The following is an 18,901-nucleotide window of genomic DNA, read 5'->3' as shown; positions in this document are numbered from 1 at the left end:
AAGAGGCACCCTTTGCCCGTATTCCGGCCCATCAGAAAAAGCAACCCGAACGGGACTCACCATGATCGACAAGACTACCCACGTGTCGCATTCGGTCCCGGCCGGCGTCGAGGCCGACCCGGACGTCACTGTGCTTAGGGATTGGAACCGCCTGCTGATGGCAGTGATTGCAAAGCTGCGATCGAGCGTCGGGGAGCCATACGATGAACCCTTATCTGCCCGGACCAAGGTCGCACGCCAGATCCAGGGGGCCGTTCTAGGCTGCGCGATAGACCTCGATCTACTGCATACCGCGCTGAGTGCGGAGAGTGCGCGGCGGCGCAGGTTCGAAGCCGGGGTTGCCGAGGCGAACACGGCCCTAATGACCTGGTAGCCGCCGAAGAAACGCCTCCCCGCCACATCTCGGGCGGGATCGCGTACCCGAAACCGTCTTCGGTCAAGGAATCTGCTGAACCGGTTGTTGGTTGAAGACCTTTGGTGCTCGCAGCGGCGTTGATCAAGCCCGGTCGAAGGAACATGTCTTCGCTCATCGGCCGCGCGCCTCCGAAGGCGACTACGCTTTGAAAGCGAACGCGGTCAGCTCCCCCGCGGCTTCGCCAGGTGCGAGGTGAATCAAGGTGAGGGAGGTCCAGCGTATTTCCTGCTCCAGGCCTATCCGAATCAGCTGCAGCCCCGTCAGCCCCTTCAAGAGACTCTGGAACTCGTCCCCAAGCGTGTTACCAAAGGCCGTGCCCTGCTGGGCGTACTCCATGCCGTCTCGAAGAGCCGATTCCGAGGCCGAGTGCCAACGGCCGCCGTTCGTGGCACGGTATAGCTCGACCAGCAGGCGCGCGTGTTCACCCGTCAGCTGCACTTTCTCCGGGCCGAGGACGGTGCCCAGTGCTGCAGTGAGTGCCGCGAGGGTTGCACGAGCCCGCCTCGAAGCGGCGCCAAGGGCGTCGAGCAGCGTTCCCACCAGCACCCAGCTGGGCAATCGCAAACGCCGCGGCTGACGGTCGCCCACGACATCCCACATGGCCACTTTGACCGCGGCCGCCAGGTTTCCCGTCAAGTAGCCGGCCACCCCCAGTACGGAAGGCCAGGGGTGAATCTCGTTGCAGAACTCGGTGATTTCACTCAATCGCTCCCGGCCGGTCGCGAGCGCCTCTAGCACTGCGCGAAAGACAAGTTGGTCGTTCTCCGTGGGCTCGGGCTGCCAGGTGCGGGTCAGCATGCTCTCGACCCGGGGTGCGAGGTCATCCAGGACGCCGCGACGCAGAACCCAAAGCATTCGTTTTCCGCTGGATGTGATGATGGTCTGCGGCTGAAGAGCGTTCCAGAGGTCGATCTGGCTTCGCGGAGGCAGCTTAGCCATGACAGCATCGAAAGCGGCCTGGCACGAAGCCACCAGCCCGATGTACTCGGGGAGATTCAGACGGCGTTCGCCTCGAGAGAACGCGTCCTCCCCCCTAGCCCGGGCCATGGTGGCAGCAATCGCGGACGAGGGATTCAGCGGCAAATAGCGAAAGGGCCATGAGGTTGCTCGATATGCCCGATGGGCACAACGTCAGGCTATCGCTGAAACATCAGTTGGTCTGTTCGATACCAAACTCAAGGCAATGGTCGCCTCTAGCTCAGCGCATGCGATCAGTACGGCACCTTCCGGAGCATCGACGAGATACCGTGCCGCCCGGAGCTCATTCCGGTTTTAGCGGGCAGCGCGGAAGGCGAATGCTGAAAACGCATCCGGTGCCAGGCACGTCTCGAACAGTCAACGTGCCGGAGTCGGCCTCAACGCTCTGCCGGGCGATGCAAAGACCGAGACCCAGGCCTGATTTGTCATCACTGCCTTGATTAAAGGGGATGAACATCTTGGCGGCACTTTCGGGCGACAGCCCGCCGCAGTGGTCCTCGACTTCGATGAGGACGTGCTCTCCCACTCCGCGGGCCGTCAACATGACCTCTGTTTGAGAGCGAGTGAATTTGAACGCATTCTGCACGAGGTTGGTCAACGCAGCGAGCAAGAGTTCGCGGTTCGCGCTAACGCGCAGAAGAGGGTCTACTGGTGCGACCTCAAAGGTGCAACCTGCGGCGCTTGCAACTAGTTGGGCCGCGTTTTCGGCGTCCGTTATCAACGAGGCTACGGAGAATGTCTGGCGTTGCTCCGGTGAGCTACTGCGTACCTCGGCGAGCGACCGACTGATCAGATTTCCAAGCGATGAAAGGCTGCGTTTCAGGACGGCTCCAGTAGCGCCGCTCACTGTCATGTTGCCCAACTCAAGGGCTCGGACCGCAAGAATTGCCGTACCCAAGGAGTTACGCAATTCATGAACCAGGAAGCCGAGACGCTCGTGCGCATCGACGTCTTGCTGCCGGGCGATCTGTGTGTCGCGTTGAAGACTGAACTCTGTGACAGCGTCGGCGATGGCATTGTCCAGACACCGATTCAGGGTGCGGAACTCCCCGATGGCGAATGGCGCGTCTCTCTCAAATGCCAAATCAGTGATTGCCTGGCAGACGTCGCCGTAGTCGTGAACGACCTGGTCGACTGAATAGCCAAGCTTCAGCAGTTCTCTTCCATGCGCAGCGGCGCTCAGGCCCAGCTCAGACAATGCCAGCGAATCCCCGCCCGAGGCCCCCGAGATTCTGATGCCTTCCTCAGCTTCGTCAGCCTTTTCCGCTGCAAGCGTTCTTGTCAGTTGGTCCAGAAACAATGGAACGCCATTTGCAAGCTGTTGTTCAGTTGCGGCTCGTCTGGGTCTCTGCGCAACCTTTGTCTTGCAGCGTGAGATCAGCTCATCCCGGTTGTTGATCAAGAATCTTTGCATCATGGAACGCCTCGTGAGCTTCTAACGTACTTCATCTCGACGAACGCCGAACTCTCGTTCTTCTCTTCTACGACTTCAAGCGCGATGAGTCCGTGCGGTAAAGCACGGAGAAGTTCCAGCTCGCGCAGTCCAGGCGCGTCACATGGGGGTATCTTTTGGCGCATTGCAGAAGTCGAAAAACCCGTCCAGTTCCGTAGATTTGTCGAAGACGGCATCCGCACCCAGAGCCATGCATCGCGCACGGATGTCGACCGTGCAGTAGTTCGTGAGGATGACCACTCGTTGGTGCGGCTGTCGGTGGTCGCACCCTTTCAGAACACCGAGCCCTGACCCATCCTTGAGAAAGAGGTCGACCACCGCCAAGTCCCAGGAGCCGTTGTGGCCGTCGAGCCACTCGCTCGCGTCATGCTCGCCTTCGGCAAACCCTACGACCCTGCAGTTGGAAAGATCGTGCAGCGTAGGAATCAAGTTTTCCCTGATGATCGCATTGTCCTCAACGAGATAAGTGATGGCTGCCACAGGCGCACGCATTGGAGAGAGGGGAGCCCATGGCGCCTGACTCGCCCAAGGAGGTGGGTGGGCATGCTGCCCGACTTCTTGTGGGACCAACACCTGCTGGCAGCTGCAAGCTGCTTAAGCCTTGAACGCCAAAACAATCCGATCCATAAACGCAAACACCAGCTCCGTCCCGTACCCCGCCACAAACGCCAGCGTCCATATCGGCAGACTGCTCGACAGCCCCACCTGCTGCGGCGTCAGCAGCCAGGTCGATGCGATGCCGGCCAGTGCGCCGAGCGAGAGCCGCGCGATGTGGTGCAGTGACGAGTGCGGCGCAAACTGTTGGGCTCGAATCTCCAGGCTGATGTTGCGCAGCAGGTAAGAGTAGGAGCCGAGCAGCCCGAAGAGCAGGGGCAGCACGATGCGGTTGAGTCGGTCCAGCGTGGTCCTGGCGCTGTCGAGCACTTCGGCGGCGGATGTCGTGCCGTTGCCATTGCCGTTGCGGACGTTGCCGCCGTTGCCATTGCCGCTGTCCAGGCACAGCCACGCCTTCAGCAGCCACGTGTTGCACGGCCGCTGCTCCCAGCGGCCCAGTGTCGGCGGGATGCCGTCTCTTTCGGATTCGAGCTGCTTCTTCTGCTCGCTCTTCACCACCAGTTCGTCCCCGGCCTGCCGCACCGCGTTCGCAATGGCACGCGCCGCAGGCGACCCGGGCTCCGACCGGTCCCTGTCCGCCAGCGCCTGCTTGTCGAACATCGCGGCCTGCAGCTTCACCCTGTCGTCGGCCAGCTTGGTGATGTCGTCGCTCAGCGCCTTGTGGCGTGCCAGCGCGGCGCTGCCGATGGTCTGGTGGCCCAGCGCCAGGGCGGCCATGATGAGCACGACGACGAAAAGCACCGCGTGGATGAAGCGGCCCCAGGTCATGCCCGACATCCGGGTCATGAAGTTGCCGCGCAACTGCAACAGCGACGACAGCGGGGGCAGCCGCTGCATCGATGCCTGCAGCGTTTCGGCGGTCACGGGCGCGAGCTTGCGGGTCAGCTCCTGGTAGGCCTTGAAGAACTTCTGCTCGTCCTCGAGCGTTGCCGCGTGGCGCCCGACGAGGTCGTGGGTCGAGATGATGGCGTTGCGCAGGTCGTCGTCGATGTCGGGGCTCTTGGTCGATGCCGCATGGCGAAGCAGCTTCATCGCGTCGTCGACCATGGGCGCGAGGCGCATCGACCGTTCGCGTGCGCGCGTGGCCGGTGCGGTGGCCGACCTGGCGCGCGCCGCTTCAACGGTGATGGCGGGGAGCGGGGTCGAGACCGGCGCGCCCGCGATGTCGGTCGCCGCGTTCCACGATTCGCCGTCCTTCAGCTGGCGCATTGCGCCCGAGACGAGGTCGATGACCAGCGGCGGCCTGGTTTCTTCGCCGAAGTCGAGCTGCTTGTCCGCGGTGCTGGCCGCGTTGTCGACCTCGAAGACCGCGCTGCTCGCGCAGATCACCTGCCACCTGCCGGGGGGAAGAACGATGAAACCCATGCTGCCGGCTCCGAGAGTGGTCGCAGGCCGCATGATGACCCGCGCGCCCGCGGGCGCCATCCACTAAAGGATGTATGGCCGGGCGCTCAGTCCAGCGTCAAATTCCTGTACCCCGCCAGCTCGGTGCGCTGAAAGTCCCCCACAGGAATCCGCCGCTCCGCCATCCCCGGAAAGCGCGCGACGATCTCACCGCGTTCGCGGACCCAGCAGCCCTTCAGCGTCGCCGAGTCCCACCAGCTCAGGTAGGCCACGCGGCCGGGGGTGTCGCAGACGTCCTGCGCATCGGTCAGGCTCATCACGTTGAAGTCGGCGCCGTTGGCAACATAGATCACGCCGGGCGTCATGTCGCAGCCGGTGGCGATCCATGCGCAGGCGGCGAGGAGCGCAGCGGTGGCAAGGCGATTTTTTTGGAACTGCATGGTGCTTCCTTCCTTCGATCGGCACGCGCTGAATGAAACGCGCGTGCATGCAATCTAGAAAAGAAGCCCCGCGGCGGAAATGCCGCCTTCGCGTTTGGCATCCCGCGTTCGGGGGAAGGGGACCGACGCTCGGTTCATGAGGCGCCTGAGAGAGAAATTTCACGAACGGTTGCGAAACCCGGGGGCAGTTTCAGGGCGCGGCGGCCTTTGCTGTACAGCAAGTTACATTTCCCGCTCCTCAAACAACCAGAAGAAAGAGCGAGAGATGGCATCACGCCTGAGACTGATCTCGATGTGCACGGCTGCGCTTCTAGCCACCGGCTGCGCGCAACTGATCGCACCCCCTTACTCCAGCGACTACGAAGCGCTCGACCGCCTGAAGCGCGTCCCGGCGGAGCGCGTCGCCGTGGCGACCGTGCAGCCCACGGACGCGAACAACGCCGTCAACAACCTGTCGCTGCGCGGCGCGGGTTTTCGGTCGGGCAGCGGCACTTTCGCCAAGTACCTGGAAGACGCGCTGGTTGGCGACCTGAAGGAAATCTCGTTGTACGACGCCACCGCCCGTACGCGCATCGACACGGTCATTCAGAAGAACGAAATCGCGGTGGCCAACATATCGACCGGCACCGGGCTGATGGACGTCGAGCTGACGGTCGCCCGCGACGGCAAGCAAAGGCTGCGCAAGGTGTATTCGGCGCAGACGAGCTTCGAGTCGAGCTTCGCCGGCGCGGTGGCGATCCCGAAGGGGCAGGCCGAATACCCGAACCTCGTGCGCGCGCTGCTGCGCGAGGTGTACACAGACCCGGCGTTCATCGCCGCCATCAGCAAGTGAAAAAGAAAGATCCCATGTCCATCCGCAGTTTTGTTCGTCTTTGTGCCGCGACCGCGGTCGTTGCCGTTCTCGCCGGTTGTGCCCACCCCATCGTGGTCAGCGCCGAGAAGACGCCGGAACGCGTCGAGTCCCAGTTGGTCCAGAAGAAGGTCGCCTATGCAATGACCGATGCGGACCGCGCCAAGGAAGTGACCACAGAAGGCGGCGGCGGCGACCGCGTCAGCTACTACCCGTATCGCGATCTGGAGAAGGCGATCCGCGAAGCGCTTCGCTCGGTGTACGCGGACGTGGTCGTGATCCGTTCGGCGGCCGACGCCAACGCGATGCGCGACTCGGGCGTGGCGCTGGTCTTCACGCCCGAGATCAAGACCACCTCCGGATCGCCGTCTCCGTTCACCTGGCCGCCGACGCGCTTTACCAGCGAGATCGCGTGCAAGGTCACGGATGCGTCCGGCCAGGAAGTTGCCAGCGTGCGTGCTGCCGGATCGGGCAACGCGGAGTTCAGCGAATTCAAGAGCAACTTCAGCCTCGCGGCGAACCGTGCGGGTTCGGATGTCGCCAGCAAGCTGAGCGCCGAGATCAGGGCCAACGACAAGCTGCGCTGAAGGCGCGTCGCGCCTGAAGGATTGGGCGGCGAGCCGGACTTTCGGCTGCCTCAGCCGAGGCTCACGCCCACCTTCGCCCCGGCCGCGACGATCTCGCCCCAGGTCGCGTCGTCGAGCCAGATGCCCTCGCGCTCGCGCGCCGCACGCGCCTTGCGTTCGGGCTCGCCCGCGATCTGCACCGCGTCGAAACCCTGGCCTGCCGGGCTCTGGCGCAGCCAGGCGATGAAAGCGCTCGCCTCCTCTTCGAAGCTGGCCTGCGTGCCGAGCTTGGCCGGGTCGATCACGATCGCCAGCATGCCGTTGAGCACCGTGCGTGCGGTGTCGGCGGGGCGGTGCCAGGTGCCGCCGCCGGTCAGCGCGCCGCCGAGCAGCTCGCAGGCCACCGCCATGCCGTAGCCCTTGTGTTCGCCGAAGGTCATCAGCGCGCCGAAGAGGCCGTTGCTCTGGGGCACGACGACCACGCCGGGGTCGTCGGTGGGCGCGCCGTGCTCGTCGATCAGGTAGCCGGGCGGCACGCGCTCGCCCTTGTTGTGGGCCACGCGCATCTTGCCCTGCGCCACTCGGCTGGTCGCGTAGTCGAGGATGAAGGGCTCTGCGCCCTTGATCGGTATGCCGATGCAGCACGGGTTGGTGCCGAAGCGCCCGTCGCCGCCGCCCCAGGGCGCGACCACGGGGCGCGAGAGCACGTTGACGAAGTGCATCGCCACCAGGCCCTGCGCGGTCGCCATCTCGGCGAAGTGGCCGATGCGGCCCAGGTGGTGCGCGTTGGCGAGCGAGAGGATGCAGCTGCCGTGCTGCTTGGCGCGCGCGATGGCGAGTTCCATCGCCTGCACGCCGACGATCTGGCCGTAGCCGCGCTGGCCGTCGAGAGCGAGCATGGGGCCGGTGTCGAGGTTGATCTTGACGCTGGCGTTGGGTTTGAGGCCGCCTTCGGCTGCGGCGTCGACATAGCGCGGGACCATGCCCACGCCATGCGAATCGTGGCCGCTGAGGTTGGCGAGCACGAGGTTGGCGGCGACCTGTTCGGCTTCGGCGGGCGTGCTGCCGGTGCCGGCGATGATGGCGGCGACTTGGGCGCGGAGGGTGGATGCTTGAAGTGTTTTGGGCATGAAAATTTCCAATCCGGCTACATCACCGCGCCGACTTGCCACGGCACGAATTCGTTCTGCCCGTAGCCGTGCTTCTCGCTCTTGCTCTGCTCGCCCGAGGCCGTGGCCAGCACCAGCTCGAAGATGCGCTGCCCCATCTCCTGGATCGACACCGTGCCTTCGACGATCTCGCCGCAGTTGATGTCCATGTCCTCTTCCTGCCGCTGCCACAGCGCCGAGTTGGTCGCGAGCTTGAGCGAGGGCGAGGGCGCGCAGCCGTAGGCCGAGCCGCGGCCGGTGGTGAAGCAGATCATGTTGGCGCCGCCCGCGACCTGGCCGGTCGCGCTCACCGGGTCGTAGCCCGGCGTGTCCATGTAGACGAAGCCGTGCGCCGTCACCGGCTCGGCGTATTCGTACACCGCCTCGAGGTTGCTGGTGCCGCCCTTGGCCACCGCGCCCAGCGATTTCTCGAGGATGGTGGTGAGCCCGCCGGCCTTGTTGCCGGGCGAGGGGTTGTTGTTCATCTCGCCCTCGTTGATCTCGGTGTAGTGCTCCCACCAGTGGATGCGCTCGACCAGCTTCTCGCCCACTTCGCGCTTTACCGCGCGGCGCGTGAGCAGGTGCTCGGCGCCATAGACCTCGGGCGTTTCCGACAGGATGGCGGTGCCGCCGTGCGCCACCAGCAGGTCGACCGCGGCGCCCAGCGCCGGATTGGCGCTGATGCCCGAATAGCCGTCCGAGCCGCCGCACTGCAGGCCGATGGTGATGTGCGCCGCGCTGCAGGGCTCGCGCTTCACCGCGTTGGCGCGCGGCAGCATTTCGTTGATGAGCGCCACGCCTTTTTCCACCGTCTTGCGCGTGCCGCCCGTGTCCTGGATGTTGAAGACGCGGAAGTTCTCGCCCTCGGCGAGGTTGCCGGTCGCGAGCCAGGCGTTGATCTGGTTGGCCTCGCAGCCCAGGCCGACCACCAGCACGGCGGCGAAGTTGGCGTGCGTGGCGTAGCCGGTGAGCGTGCGTTCGAGGATCTGCATGCCCATCCCGCCGGTGTCCATGCCGCAGCCGGTGCCGTGCGTGAGCGCGACCACGCCGTCGACGTTGGGGTAGTCCGCGAGTGCGGCCGGATTGGTCTTGCGCGAGAAGTGGTCGGCAATGGCGCGCGCCGCGGTGGCCGAGCAGTTCACGCTGGTCAGCACGCCGATGTAGTTGCGCGTGGCCACGCGGCCGTCGGCGCGCTTGATGCCCATGAAGGTGGCTTCGCGCCGCGCGGGCGGCGGCTTCACGTCGGCGCCGTAGGCGTAGTCGCGGTCGAAGTGGCCCTTGTCGGGGCCCATGTCGAGGTTGTGCGTGTGCACGTGCTCGCCGGGCGCGATCGGCTTGCTCGCGAAGCCGATGATCTGGTTGTAGCGGCGCACCGGCTCGCCCTGGGCGATGGCGCGAATGGCGATCTTGTGGCCGGGCGGGATCAGGCCGCGCGCGGCGACGCCTTCGACCGGCGTGCCGCCGAGCAGCTGGCCGCGCGCAATGACGACATCGTCGGCGGGGTGGAGGCGGATAAAGGGGTTCATCGTGTGTGTCCTTGAAGTATCAAGCGGCATTCGCGCGGCGCCAGCTCGCGCTGAATCGCTGGTGCGATTTGTCCATGTGCGCGTGCATCGCGCGGCGCGCCGCGTCGGCGTCGCGCGCGGCGATCGCGTCGCGGATCGCCTCGTGCTCGGCGATGGCGCTGCGCCACGAATTCACGGTCTCGAAGTAGCCGCCCAGCCGCGTGAAGATGGGCCCCTTGCGCGAATCCCAGAAGGCCTGCACCGTTTCGGAAAGCACCACGTTGCCGCAGCATTCGACGATCGCAAGGTGGAAGGCGCGGTCGCCATCGAGCGGCATCAGGTTGCGGTCGGCCAGCTCGCGCATGCGTTCGATGGCGCGCGTCATCGCATCGATATCCTTGCGCTTGGCGAGCCCCGCCGCGATCGCCGCGGTCTCGCCCTCGACCACGCGGCGGGCGCGGATCAATTCGAGCGGGCCCCATTCGGTGGCGGCCACGGGCGCCGCGGCGCGGTGCGAGCGGTCGAGCACGTAGACGCCCGAGCCGGTGCGCACCTCGACCCAGCCCTCGACCTCGAGCGCGATCAGCGCCTCGCGCACCGAGGGCCGGCTCACGCCCAGCTGCTTGGCCAGGTCGCGTTCGGCCGGCAGGCGCGCGCCGGCCGCGAACTCGCCCTTGGCGATCAGCGCGCGCAGCTGGTCGGCGATCTGGCGGTAAAGGCGTCTGGGTTCGACGGTCTGCAGGGGCACGTGGGTCAATGGGTTTAAGGGTTGTCCTGAATTGGACAAGTGGTAAGGCCAATTCAGAATACGATTCTCCCCGAGATGCAGCCATCGGGCCAAACCCTGAACGCCTGCATCGCGTCCCTTTTTCGACCCAGATTCCAACGAGGACATCCCATGAGACTCAAGGGCAAGACCGCGCTCGTGACCGCGGCCGGGCAGGGCATCGGCCATGCCAGCGCACTCGCACTCGCCGCCGAGGGCGCGCAGGTCTGGGCCACCGACGTCAACGAGAAGCTGCTCGCGCGCTACGCAGGCGTCGCCAACATCCAGGCCGCCAAGCTCGACGTGCTCGACAAGGCCGCGATCGACGCCTTCACCAAGACCCTGCCCACGCTCGACATCCTGTTCAACTGCGCTGGCGTGGTGCACAACGGCGCCGCGCTGCAGGCCACCGACGACGACCTCGACTTCGCCTTCCGGCTCAACGTGCGGGCCCAGTTCTGGCTGATCCAGGCCGTGCTGCCCGGCATGCTGGCCGCGGGCCGCGGCAGCATCATCAACATGGCCAGCGTGTGTTCGAGCATCAAGGGCCTGCCGAACCGCTGCGTCTACGGCACCACCAAGGCCGCGGTGCTGGGGCTCACCAAGAGTGTCGCGGCCGACTACGTGGGGCAGGGCATCCGCTGCAATGCGGTGTGCCCCGGCACGGTGGACACGCCCTCGCTGGGCGAGCGCATCAACGCCAATGCCGACCCGGTCGAAGCGCGCAAGGCTTTCATCGCGCGCCAGCCGATGGGCCGGCTTGCGCAGGCAGAAGAGATCGCGCCGCTGGTCGTGTTCCTCGCCAGCGACGAATCGCAGTTCGTCACCGGCCAGGCCTACGCGGCCGACGGCGGTATCACCATATGAACCAGCTCGATTTCGCCGGCCGGCACGCGGTCGTCACCGGCGGCGCGACGGGCCTGGGCTACGGCATCGCGCAGCGGCTCATCGCCTCCGGCGGCAGCGTGACCTTGTGGGACCGCGACAGCGAAGCGGTCACCAAGGCGGCCTGGGCGCTCGGCGCCAAGGCCTTCGCGCTCGCGGTCGACGTGTCGCAGCAGCCCTCGGTGGCGAAGGCCGTGGCGGACACGCTGGCGCAGGCGAAGCGCATCGATGCGCTGGTCAACAGCGCCGGCATCACCGGGCCCAACACCCGGCTCTGGGACTATCCGGTGGATGCATGGCGCGAGGTGATGGAGGTCAACATCAACGGTGTTTTTCTCTGCTGCCGCGAGGTCGTGCCGCAGATGCGCAAGCAGGGTCATGGCCGCATCGTCAACATCGCCTCGGTCGCTGGCAAGGACGGCAATCCCAACGCTAGCGCCTACAGCGCCAGCAAGGCGGCCGTGATCGCGCTCACCAAGTCGCTCGGCAAGGAGCTGGCCGACACCGGCATCCGCGTCAACTGCGTGACGCCGGCCGCGGTGAAGACCGCGATCTTCGACCAGATGACGCCCGAGCACATCGCCTTCATGCTCTCGAAGATCCCGATGGGGCGCTTCGGCACGGTGGAGGAGATCGCCGCGATGGTGAGCTGGCTTTGCACCGAAGATTGCTCCTTCTCCACCGGCGCCGTGTTCGACCTGTCCGGCGGCCGCTCCACTTACTGAACTCGCAACAAGAAAGGCACACATGAAACTCGTTCGCTATGGCAACCCCGGCAAGGAGAAGCCCGGCCTCATCGACGACAAGGGTCTGCTGCGCGACCTGAGCGCGGTGGTCGAGGACATCGGCCCCAAGCAGCTGGGCGATGCCGCGCTGGCCAAGCTGCGCAAGCTGAAGACCGACAAGCTGCCGCTGGTCAAGGGCAAGCCGCGCTACGGCAGCCCGGTCGCCGATGTCGGCAAGTTCATCGCCATCGGCCTCAACTACGCCGACCACGCGGCCGAGTCGGGCCTGCCGATCCCGGCCGAGCCAGTGGTCTTCACGAAGGCCACGAGCTGCATCCAGGGCCCGAACGATCCGGTCATGCTGCCCAAGAACTCGGTCAAGAGCGACTGGGAGGTGGAGCTCGGCGTGGTGATCGGCGCCCAGGCGCGCTACGTCTCGCAGAAGAGCGCGCTCGACTACGTGGCCGGCTACTGCGTCATCAACGACGTGAGCGAGCGCGAATTCCAGATCGAGCGCGGCGGCACTTGGGACAAGGGCAAGGGCTGCGACACCTTCGGCCCCATCGGCCCCTGGCTCGTGACGCGCGACGAAGTGCCCAACCCGCAGAAGCTCGCGATGTGGCTCGACCTCAACGGCAAGCGCATGCAGACCGGCAACACGAAGACCATGATCTTCAACATCGCCAAGATCGTGAGCTACGTGAGCCAGTTCATGACGCTTGTGCCCGGCGACGTCATCACCACCGGCACGCCGCCCGGCGTCGGCCTCGGCATGAAGCCGCCGCTCTATTTGAAGAAGGGCGACGTGATGACGCTGGGCATCGAGGGGCTGGGGGAGCAGCGGCAGGACGTGGTGGCGTTCAAGCTTTGAACGCGCGAGGCGGCGGCCTGCTTGCCGCCGCTTTTTGTCTTCAAAGCGGCGTGGGGCGTCCGGGAAGCGTCGTACGACCGCGCGCGCGAAGACTGTCGATGAGGCGCAACTCCGTCTGCGCCCGCCTGTCGCCGGCATCGAGTTCGAGGCAGCGGCGATAGCGGCTCTCGGCTTCGTCGAGACGGCCCATCTCGATGAGGGCGAAGCCCTGGCCGCGCAGTGCGCGGGTTTGGTGGCGAACCCTTTCGTCGTCCTTGGAAAACTCGATGAGGCGCTCGGCCTCGGTGAAGATCTCGAGCGCCTTCGGCCAGTTCTTGTCGACCTGGTAGGTGTGGCCGAGCTCCGAGCGGAATTGCGCATTGGCAGGCGAGAGCTCGATCGCGCGCTCGATCGCGCGGCGTCCTTCGGGAACTCGCTTCAGTTCGATCAGCGCATAGCCCTTGAGGTATTGGGCATGGCCCCAGGTCGGGCCGACGTCGATCGCATCCTTCCGATCGCTCGCCGCCTGGGTCATGTAGTAGAGGCTTTCGGGCAAGGTGCGCGCGCTGTAGATGTGCTGCTTGCTGTCGCGGTATCGGGCCTCGAAGCGACCGATCAATCCATCGATCACTTGCAGACCTTCCGCAGGCTTGGCTTGCTTGAAGACCAGAAGGCTCGCCTTCTGGAAGTCGGCCAAGTCCTGTGCCTGTGTCTCCTTCGCGATGGGCGCCGTTGCCTTGGCACCCGGGCCGGTCGCGCAGCCGGAAGCGAGGAAGGCGACGGTCATCGCCAGCGCCAGCAGGAATGTCCTCACGTTTCCCTCCTCCTCTGCGGGCGAGCTTAGCTGAACACGCGTCCCCAGGACAGAGGGCCCGCGCCGACTTCAAATGTCTCATTGACAGAACATTAGAACTGCACAAACATTCAGGGCATGTCGCAGATGCCCTTGCCGAAATACCACCAGATCTACCTGGTGCTGCGCGAGCAGTTGGATGAAGGGCGTTTCGCCGAAGGCGTGCCGGGCGAGCTGGCGCTGATGGCGCAGTTCGGCGTGGCGCGCGTCACCGTGCGGCGCGCGCTGGAGCGGCTGTCCACCGAAGGGCTGATCTCGCGCAACCCCGGGCGCCGGACGCGGCCGGTGCCGCCCGTGTCGGCCGCCGAGCCGCGCGAGAACGAGGGCAGCCAGCGCGCCAACCTGCATGGCCTGCTGGAGAACCTGGTCACCATGGGCCTGCGCACCTCGGTCAAGGTGGTCGATGTCGCGATGGTGTCGGCTTCGACGCAGGTGGCCGAGGCGCTGCAGATCCAGCTCGGCGATGCGGTGCAGAAGGCGGTGCGCGTGCGCTCGACGCGCGAGGGGCCGCTCTCGCACATCACCACCTACGTGCCGGCCGAGGTGGCGCGGCGCTTCGGGCGGCGCGAACTCGCCAAGAAGCCCATCCTCGTGCTGCTGGAAGAGGCGGGCGTCAAGGTCGGGCGCGCGCACCAGACGATCTCTGCGCGGCTTGCGGACAACGTGCTGGCCGAACACCTCGAAGTCTCCGTCGGCTCGGCGCTGCTGGCCGTGCGCCGCCTCGTCTACGACGACGCCGATCGGCCGGTGCAGTGGCTGCACGGCTTCTACCGGCCCGACCGCTACACCTACGAGATGCAGTTGTCCCGCGTGGGCAGTATCGACGCCAAGGTGTGGGTCAGCAAGGATGTGTCAGCCCAGTTCAACTGAAAGAGGAAAAGCCCCATGTCGAATCGTCGCCGCTTCATGTCGCAATCCGCCGCCGTGGCTTCCGCCATCGCATTCCCGCTCGTGGCCGGCGCGCAGCCGAAGACCGTCAAGGTCGGCGTGCTGCATCCGGTGACCGGCGCGCTCGCCTATTCGGGCCAGCAATGCCGCCTGGGCGCACAGCTCGCGATCGAGGACATCAACAAGGCCGGCGGCATCAAGTCGCTCGGCGGCGCGCAGATCGAGGCCCTGCTCGGCGATGCGCAGTCGCAGCCGCAGGCCGGCACGGCGGAGGTCGAGAAGATGAACGAGGCAGGCGTCTCGGCCATCGTCGGCGCCTATGCCTCGGCCATCTGCCTCGCGACCACGCAGGCCGCGGCCAAGTACAACCTGCCGCACGTGGTGGATGTGGGCGTGGCCGACCAGATCGTCGAGCGCGGCCTGAAGAACACCTTTCGCTTCGGCCCCGGCTACAAGAAGTCGACCGAGGTCGCGATGGCCAATCTGCTGGTGCTCAACAAGGCCGCGGGCAATCCGGCCAAGACGGTGATGATCATCCACGAGGAGTCGCTGTTCGGCGCCGGCACGGCGGCGCTGCTGTCGCGCGAGCTGCCGGGCTATGGCTTCGACGTGAAGGAAGTGGTGAAGCACGCGAATCCGACGCGCGACTTCAACAACATCGTGCTGCGCATGAAGTCGGTCAACCCGGACATCGTGATCCCGGCCAACTACTACAACGAGTACGCGCTCCTGGTGCGCACCATGCAGCAGCAGAAGGTCAGTCCCAAGGCGATCTTCTCGGTGCTGGGCGGCGCGGCATCGAGCTACAAGTTCGTGAAGGAGTTTCCGGACGCGGCCAACGGCATCATCGACTGCAATCACTGGTTCAACCCGAAGGACAAGCGCTCGCAGGAACTGAAGAAGCGGGTCGAGGCCAAGGGCCAGTTCTTCAGCTACGAGGTGTTCATGACCTACACCGCGATGTGGCTGCTGGCCGATGCGCTGGAGCGTGCCAGGTCGGCCGAGCGCGCTGCCATCATCGATGCGCTGGAGAAGAGCACCTTCTCGAATCACATCATGCCGTATGGCCCGACGAAATTCACGAACGGCCAGAACGAGGGCGCGCAGCCGCTGATGACGCAGGTGGTGAAGAACGACATCAAGGTGATCATTCCGCGCGACTACCGCGAGGTGGATCCCGTGTTCCCGCTCAAGGCATGAGCACCATCTCTTGTTCCCTCCCCTCCCGGGAGAGGGCTAGGTTGGGGGCTGCGGGCCTGTCCATCGGCGTGCATCTTCGAGACGCCTGACCATGCTCGACTTCGGCATTCTCTTTCCCTCCGTCCTCAACGGCCTCACCACCGGCGCGGTCTATGCGCTGATCGCGCTCGGCCTCACGCTGATCTACGGCGTGCTGCACATCATCAACTTCGCGCACGGTGCCTGCCTGATGCTGGCGCTGTACGCGGTGTACTTCCTCAAGGAGCGCTGGGGCGTCGACCCCTACCTGGCGCTGCCGATCGTCGTGCCGGGCATGTTCGCGCTCGGCTACGCGCTGCAGCGCATCGTGATCAACCGCGCGGGCCACGGCAAGGACGAGAACATCCTGCTCGCCACGCTGGGCATCGCGATCGTGATGGAGAACCTCGCGCTGATCTTCTTCAAGTCCGACACGCGCAACATCGACACCGCCTATTCGCTCAGCACGGTGGCCATCGGGCCCGCGATGATCGCGGTGCCCAAGTTGGTGGCCTTCGCGGGCGCGCTGGTGGTGTCGGCACTGCTGTTCTGGATCATGGGCCGTACCGACCTGGGCCGCGCGATCCGCGCGGTGGCCAAGGAAAGGGAAGGCGCCAAGCTCATGGGCATCGACGTCGACCATGTCTACGCGATGAGCTTCGGCATCGGCCTGGCCTGCCTGGGCGCGGCCGCGTGCTTCCTGCTGCCGGCCTACTACGTCAACCCGCAGGTGGGCAGCGGCTTCGTGCTGGTGGCCTTCACCGTCGTCGTGCTCGGCGGCATGGGCAGCTTCGTCGGCGCGCTCGTCGGCGGCTTCCTGGTCGGGGTGGTGGAGTCGCTGGGCGGGCTCTACCTCGGCGAGTCGCTGGGGCAGATCGGCATCTTCGCGATCTTCATCGGCGTCGTGCTGTTCCGGCCCGAAGGCATGTTCGGAGCGAGGGCATGAGCGCAGGCAACCGGCAACTCGCCCTCATTGCGCTGTTCGCGGTGCTCGTGGCCTGCGTGCCGCTGGTCACGGCGTCCGGCACCACGCTCAACTTCGTGATGATGGCGCTCTATGCCACGCTCATTGCGCAGGCCTGGAACATCCTCGGCGGCTTTGGCGGGCAGTTCTCCTTCGGCCATGCGCTCTTCTTCGGCACCGGCGCCTACATCCAGGCCATCGCGCAGCTGCAGGGCGGCATCAACGCCTGGGTCGCGCTGCCGCTCGCGGTGGCGGGCGCGGCGCTGGTGGGACTCTTCGTCGGCGCGCTGAGCTTTCGCTACGGACTCAAGGGTTCCTACTTCGCGCTGGTCACGCTGGCTTTCGCGGAGGCGTTCCGCATCCTCGCGCTGTCGGTGCCTTTCACCGGCGGCGGCGTGGGCTTGATGGTGCCGCTGCGCGAGTCCGCCGCCAACCTGCAGTTCGCCTCGCGCAGCGGCTACCTGTGGCTGGTGCTGGGCTTCGTCACGGCCGCGCTCATCGTCACCTGGTGGCTGCGCAACAGCCGCTTCGGCGCCTGCCTGCAGGCGGTGCGCGACAACGAGGATGCGGCGCGCGCAGTGGGCGTGAACCCCTTCAACGTCAAGCTCGCGGCCATCGGCATCTCGGGCGCCTTCATGGGCGCGGCCGGCGCGTTCTACGTGCAGGTGTTCCAGTACATCGACCCCGGCATCGCCTACGGCCCCGCGACCTCGGTCGAGGCGCTGGTCGCGGCCATCGTCGGCGGCATGGGCACGCTGTGGGGGCCGGTGCTGGGCGCGCTCGTGCTGCACGTGCTGTCGGACCTTACGCGCAACCTGTTCGGCGAGCTCCCGGGCATCAACATGGTGATCTACGGCGTGGTGCTGGTGCTGATCGTGATCTTCGTGCCGCGCGGCATCGCGGGCATCGGCCTGTCGGCACGGCAGCTCTGGGCCGGGAAGGGAGGCCGCCGTGGCTGAAGCGCTGCTGTCCCTCGCCGGCATCTCGCGTTCCTTCGGCGGCCTCGCGGCGGTGCAGGACGTGAGCCTCGCGGTGGAAGAAGGGCGCCTGTGCGCGCTGATCGGCCCCAACGGCGCCGGCAAGACCACGCTGTTCGCGCTGATGTCGGGCTTCCTCAAGCCCGACAGCGGCACGGTGCGCTTCGCGGGTCAGGACATCACGGGCCGCGAGCCGCATCGCAATGCGCTCCTGGGAATGACGCGCACCTTCCAGATCGTCAAGCCTTTCGCGGCCCAGACGGTGCGCGAGAACATCGCGGTCGGCGCGCACCTGCACGAGCGCAGCCGCGGCATCGCGCTGGCGCGCGCGGAGGCGGTGGCGCAGCAAGTGGGCCTTGCGCGACAGATCGACAAACCGGCCTCCGACCTCACCGTGGCCGGCCGCAAGCGGCTGGAGCTGGCACGCGCGCTCGCCACGCAGCCGCGCCTGCTGCTGCTCGACGAGGTGCTGGCCGGCCTCAATCCGCGGGAGATCGCCGAGATGATGCCGGTGGTGCGTGGCATTGCCGCGAGCGGCGTGACGGTGCTGATGATCGAGCACGTGATGCAGGCCGTGATGCACCTGGCCGAGCATGTCTGGGTTCTGGCGCAGGGCCGCCTGATTGCCGAGGGCAGCCCGGCCGAGGTCACGTCGAACGACAAGGTGGTCGAGGCCTACCTGGGCCACGGCACGGCGGCGCGGCTGCGCGCCGCGGGAGCGGCGGCATGACGGTCCTGCTCGACATCAAGGAGTTGCGCGGCGGCTACGGCCGCGTCGAAGTGCTGCGCGGGGTCGACCTGCAGGTAAATGCCGGCGAGATGGTCGCGCTCTTGGGCAGCAACGGCGCCGGCAAGTCCACGCTCAACAAGATGGTCTGCGGCCTCTGCCCGGCCTGGGCCGGCACGGTGCGCTTCGACGGGCAGGACCTGAGCGGCGCCCACTACCGCGAGGTGGTGCGCGCCGGGCTGATCCAGGTGCCCGAGGGTCGCAAGGTGTTCCCCAACCTCAGCGTGCTGGAGAACCTCGAGCTCGGTTCCTTCACGCGCGCCCGCGAACGCCGCGCGCTCAACCTGGAGCGCGTGTTCGCGATCTTCCCGCGCCTGAAGGAGCGCCTGCGCCAGCACGCCGGCACGATGAGCGGCGGCGAGCAGCAGATGCTCGCGATCGGCCGCGGCCTCATGGCCGAGCCGGTGCTGCTGATCCTCGACGAGCCCTCGCTGGGCCTGTCGCCGCTGCTGGTGGAGGAGATGTTCTCGCTCATTCGCCAACTGCGCGACGACGGCCTTGCGGTGCTGCTGGTCGAGCAGAACGTGGGCCAGTCGCTGGAGATCGCGGATCGTGCGTACGTGCTGGAGAACGGCAGCGTGCGCTTCTCGGGCTTGCCGAAGGACTTGCTGGCAAGTGATGACTTGCGGCGCGCTTACCTGGGCCTTTGATCCGGCCGCGCCAGAAGGAGACAA

Annotated in this window: 22 protein-coding genes; 13 read left to right on the top strand and 9 right to left on the bottom strand. The window is 66.2% G+C overall.

Going from position 1 to position 18,901, the window contains the following annotated elements; translation table 11 throughout:
- The first annotated feature begins 61 nt into the window (after positions 1–61).
- A complete protein-coding gene (locus ACSQ9A_RS24600; RefSeq protein WP_436296559.1) occupies positions 62–373 on the top strand; it encodes a hypothetical protein in 312 nt (103 codons plus the stop codon).
- 180 nt (positions 374–553) lie between these two features.
- Here ACSQ9A_RS24600 and ACSQ9A_RS24595 read toward each other — a convergent pair whose 3' ends face one another.
- The 4 genes from ACSQ9A_RS24595 to ACSQ9A_RS24580 all read right to left on the bottom strand — a co-directional run bounded on the left by ACSQ9A_RS24595 (position 554) and on the right by ACSQ9A_RS24580 (position 4,508).
- Positions 554–1,354: a hypothetical protein gene (locus ACSQ9A_RS24595; protein WP_436295283.1), complete on the bottom strand. Its 801-nt coding sequence runs from the start codon at positions 1,352–1,354 to the stop codon at positions 554–556.
- A 322-nt stretch (positions 1,355–1,676) separates the two neighbouring features.
- Positions 1,677–2,807: a sensor histidine kinase gene (locus ACSQ9A_RS24590; protein WP_436306356.1), complete on the bottom strand. Its 1,131-nt coding sequence runs from the start codon at positions 2,805–2,807 to the stop codon at positions 1,677–1,679.
- Positions 2,808–2,945: 138 nt separating this feature from the next.
- Positions 2,946–3,326: a response regulator gene (locus ACSQ9A_RS24585; protein WP_436305551.1), complete on the bottom strand. Its 381-nt coding sequence runs from the start codon at positions 3,324–3,326 to the stop codon at positions 2,946–2,948.
- A 114-nt stretch (positions 3,327–3,440) separates the two neighbouring features.
- Entirely contained in the window at positions 3,441–4,508 is a 1,068-nt protein-coding gene (locus ACSQ9A_RS24580; RefSeq protein WP_436305550.1) for a hypothetical protein, read from the bottom strand.
- Here ACSQ9A_RS24580 and ACSQ9A_RS24575 point away from each other — a divergent pair.
- On the top strand, positions 4,507–4,893 hold the full coding sequence (locus ACSQ9A_RS24575) for a hypothetical protein (protein ID WP_436305549.1): 387 nt from the start codon (positions 4,507–4,509) through the stop codon (positions 4,891–4,893). The two genes, ACSQ9A_RS24580 and ACSQ9A_RS24575, sit on opposite strands and share 2 nt — an antisense overlap.
- 19 nt (positions 4,894–4,912) lie before the next feature.
- Here the strand turns inward: ACSQ9A_RS24575 and ACSQ9A_RS24570 are convergent, their stop codons facing one another.
- Positions 4,913–5,245, bottom strand: a complete 333-nt coding sequence (locus ACSQ9A_RS24570) for a hypothetical protein (protein ID WP_436305548.1) — start codon at positions 5,243–5,245, stop codon at positions 4,913–4,915.
- Positions 5,246–5,510: 265 nt separating this feature from the next.
- On the opposite strand from ACSQ9A_RS24570, the gene ACSQ9A_RS24565 reads away from it, so the two are divergent.
- Positions 5,511–6,077, top strand: a complete 567-nt coding sequence (locus tag ACSQ9A_RS24565; protein WP_436305547.1) for a hypothetical protein — start codon at positions 5,511–5,513, stop codon at positions 6,075–6,077.
- 14 nt (positions 6,078–6,091) lie between these two features.
- Positions 6,092–6,682 carry a hypothetical protein gene (locus ACSQ9A_RS24560; protein ID WP_436305546.1) on the top strand — a complete coding sequence of 197 codons (591 nt, stop codon included), beginning with the start codon at positions 6,092–6,094 and terminating at the stop codon, positions 6,680–6,682.
- A gap of 50 nt (positions 6,683–6,732) precedes the next feature.
- On the opposite strand, the gene ACSQ9A_RS24555 is transcribed toward ACSQ9A_RS24560, so the two are convergent.
- From ACSQ9A_RS24555 to ACSQ9A_RS24545, 3 genes are read right to left on the bottom strand one after another with little or no spacing between them, the layout of a single operon-like run.
- Positions 6,733–7,791, bottom strand: coding sequence for a malate/lactate/ureidoglycolate dehydrogenase (locus tag ACSQ9A_RS24555; protein WP_436305545.1), 1,059 nt, complete (start codon positions 7,789–7,791; stop codon positions 6,733–6,735).
- A gap of 17 nt (positions 7,792–7,808) precedes the next feature.
- On the bottom strand, positions 7,809–9,335 hold the full coding sequence (locus ACSQ9A_RS24550; RefSeq protein WP_436305544.1) for a UxaA family hydrolase: 1,527 nt from the start codon (positions 9,333–9,335) through the stop codon (positions 7,809–7,811).
- A gap of 19 nt (positions 9,336–9,354) precedes the next feature.
- Positions 9,355–10,062, bottom strand: coding sequence for a FadR/GntR family transcriptional regulator (locus ACSQ9A_RS24545; protein WP_436305543.1), 708 nt, complete (start codon positions 10,060–10,062; stop codon positions 9,355–9,357).
- Between the two features lie 150 nt (positions 10,063–10,212).
- Between ACSQ9A_RS24545 and ACSQ9A_RS24540 the strand changes: the two genes are divergently transcribed.
- Genes ACSQ9A_RS24540 through ACSQ9A_RS24530 form a run of 3 tightly spaced genes read left to right on the top strand, consistent with a single transcriptional unit; the run spans position 10,213 to position 12,561 of the window.
- Positions 10,213–10,947 carry an SDR family oxidoreductase gene (locus ACSQ9A_RS24540; RefSeq protein ID WP_436293708.1) on the top strand — a complete coding sequence of 245 codons (735 nt, stop codon included), beginning with the start codon at positions 10,213–10,215 and terminating at the stop codon, positions 10,945–10,947.
- The gene (locus tag ACSQ9A_RS24535; RefSeq protein ID WP_436305542.1) at positions 10,944–11,690 is read left to right on the top strand and encodes an SDR family NAD(P)-dependent oxidoreductase; all 747 of its coding nucleotides are present in this window, start codon (positions 10,944–10,946) and stop codon (positions 11,688–11,690) included. The genes ACSQ9A_RS24540 and ACSQ9A_RS24535 overlap by 4 nt, the downstream gene beginning before the upstream one ends.
- Before the next feature lie 22 nt (positions 11,691–11,712).
- Positions 11,713–12,561 (top strand): fumarylacetoacetate hydrolase family protein, encoded by an 849-nt coding sequence (locus tag ACSQ9A_RS24530; RefSeq protein ID WP_436305541.1) that lies wholly within the window; start codon positions 11,713–11,715, stop codon positions 12,559–12,561.
- A 40-nt stretch (positions 12,562–12,601) separates the two neighbouring features.
- Here the strand turns inward: ACSQ9A_RS24530 and ACSQ9A_RS24525 are convergent, their stop codons facing one another.
- Positions 12,602–13,354 (bottom strand): tetratricopeptide repeat protein, encoded by a 753-nt coding sequence (locus ACSQ9A_RS24525; protein WP_436305540.1) that lies wholly within the window; start codon positions 13,352–13,354, stop codon positions 12,602–12,604.
- Between the two features lie 126 nt (positions 13,355–13,480).
- On the opposite strand from ACSQ9A_RS24525, the gene ACSQ9A_RS24520 reads away from it, so the two are divergent.
- From ACSQ9A_RS24520 to ACSQ9A_RS24495, 6 genes are all read left to right on the top strand, one after another.
- Positions 13,481–14,263 (top strand): GntR family transcriptional regulator, encoded by a 783-nt coding sequence (locus ACSQ9A_RS24520; protein ID WP_093104163.1) that lies wholly within the window; start codon positions 13,481–13,483, stop codon positions 14,261–14,263.
- 15 nt (positions 14,264–14,278) lie between these two features.
- Entirely contained in the window at positions 14,279–15,481 is a 1,203-nt protein-coding gene (locus ACSQ9A_RS24515) for an ABC transporter substrate-binding protein (protein WP_436293706.1), read from the top strand.
- Between the two features lie 91 nt (positions 15,482–15,572).
- On the top strand, positions 15,573–16,445 hold the full coding sequence (locus ACSQ9A_RS24510) for a branched-chain amino acid ABC transporter permease (RefSeq protein WP_436305539.1): 873 nt from the start codon (positions 15,573–15,575) through the stop codon (positions 16,443–16,445).
- Positions 16,442–17,422, top strand: coding sequence for a branched-chain amino acid ABC transporter permease (locus ACSQ9A_RS24505; RefSeq protein WP_436305538.1), 981 nt, complete (start codon positions 16,442–16,444; stop codon positions 17,420–17,422). The genes ACSQ9A_RS24510 and ACSQ9A_RS24505 overlap by 4 nt, the downstream gene beginning before the upstream one ends.
- Entirely contained in the window at positions 17,415–18,170 is a 756-nt protein-coding gene (locus ACSQ9A_RS24500; RefSeq protein ID WP_436305537.1) for an ABC transporter ATP-binding protein, read from the top strand. The genes ACSQ9A_RS24505 and ACSQ9A_RS24500 overlap by 8 nt, the downstream gene beginning before the upstream one ends.
- Positions 18,167–18,877: an ABC transporter ATP-binding protein gene (locus ACSQ9A_RS24495; protein WP_436305536.1), complete on the top strand. Its 711-nt coding sequence runs from the start codon at positions 18,167–18,169 to the stop codon at positions 18,875–18,877. The genes ACSQ9A_RS24500 and ACSQ9A_RS24495 overlap by 4 nt, the downstream gene beginning before the upstream one ends.
- Positions 18,878–18,901 lie beyond the last annotated feature (24 nt).

Origin of the sequence: Variovorax sp. LjRoot290, assembly GCF_964253985.1 — a bacterium.
Lineage (GTDB): Bacteria > Pseudomonadota > Gammaproteobacteria > Burkholderiales > Burkholderiaceae_C > Variovorax.
The sequence above is the reverse complement of the archived record's forward strand: the minus strand, read 5'-3'. Positions and strand labels throughout refer to the sequence as shown.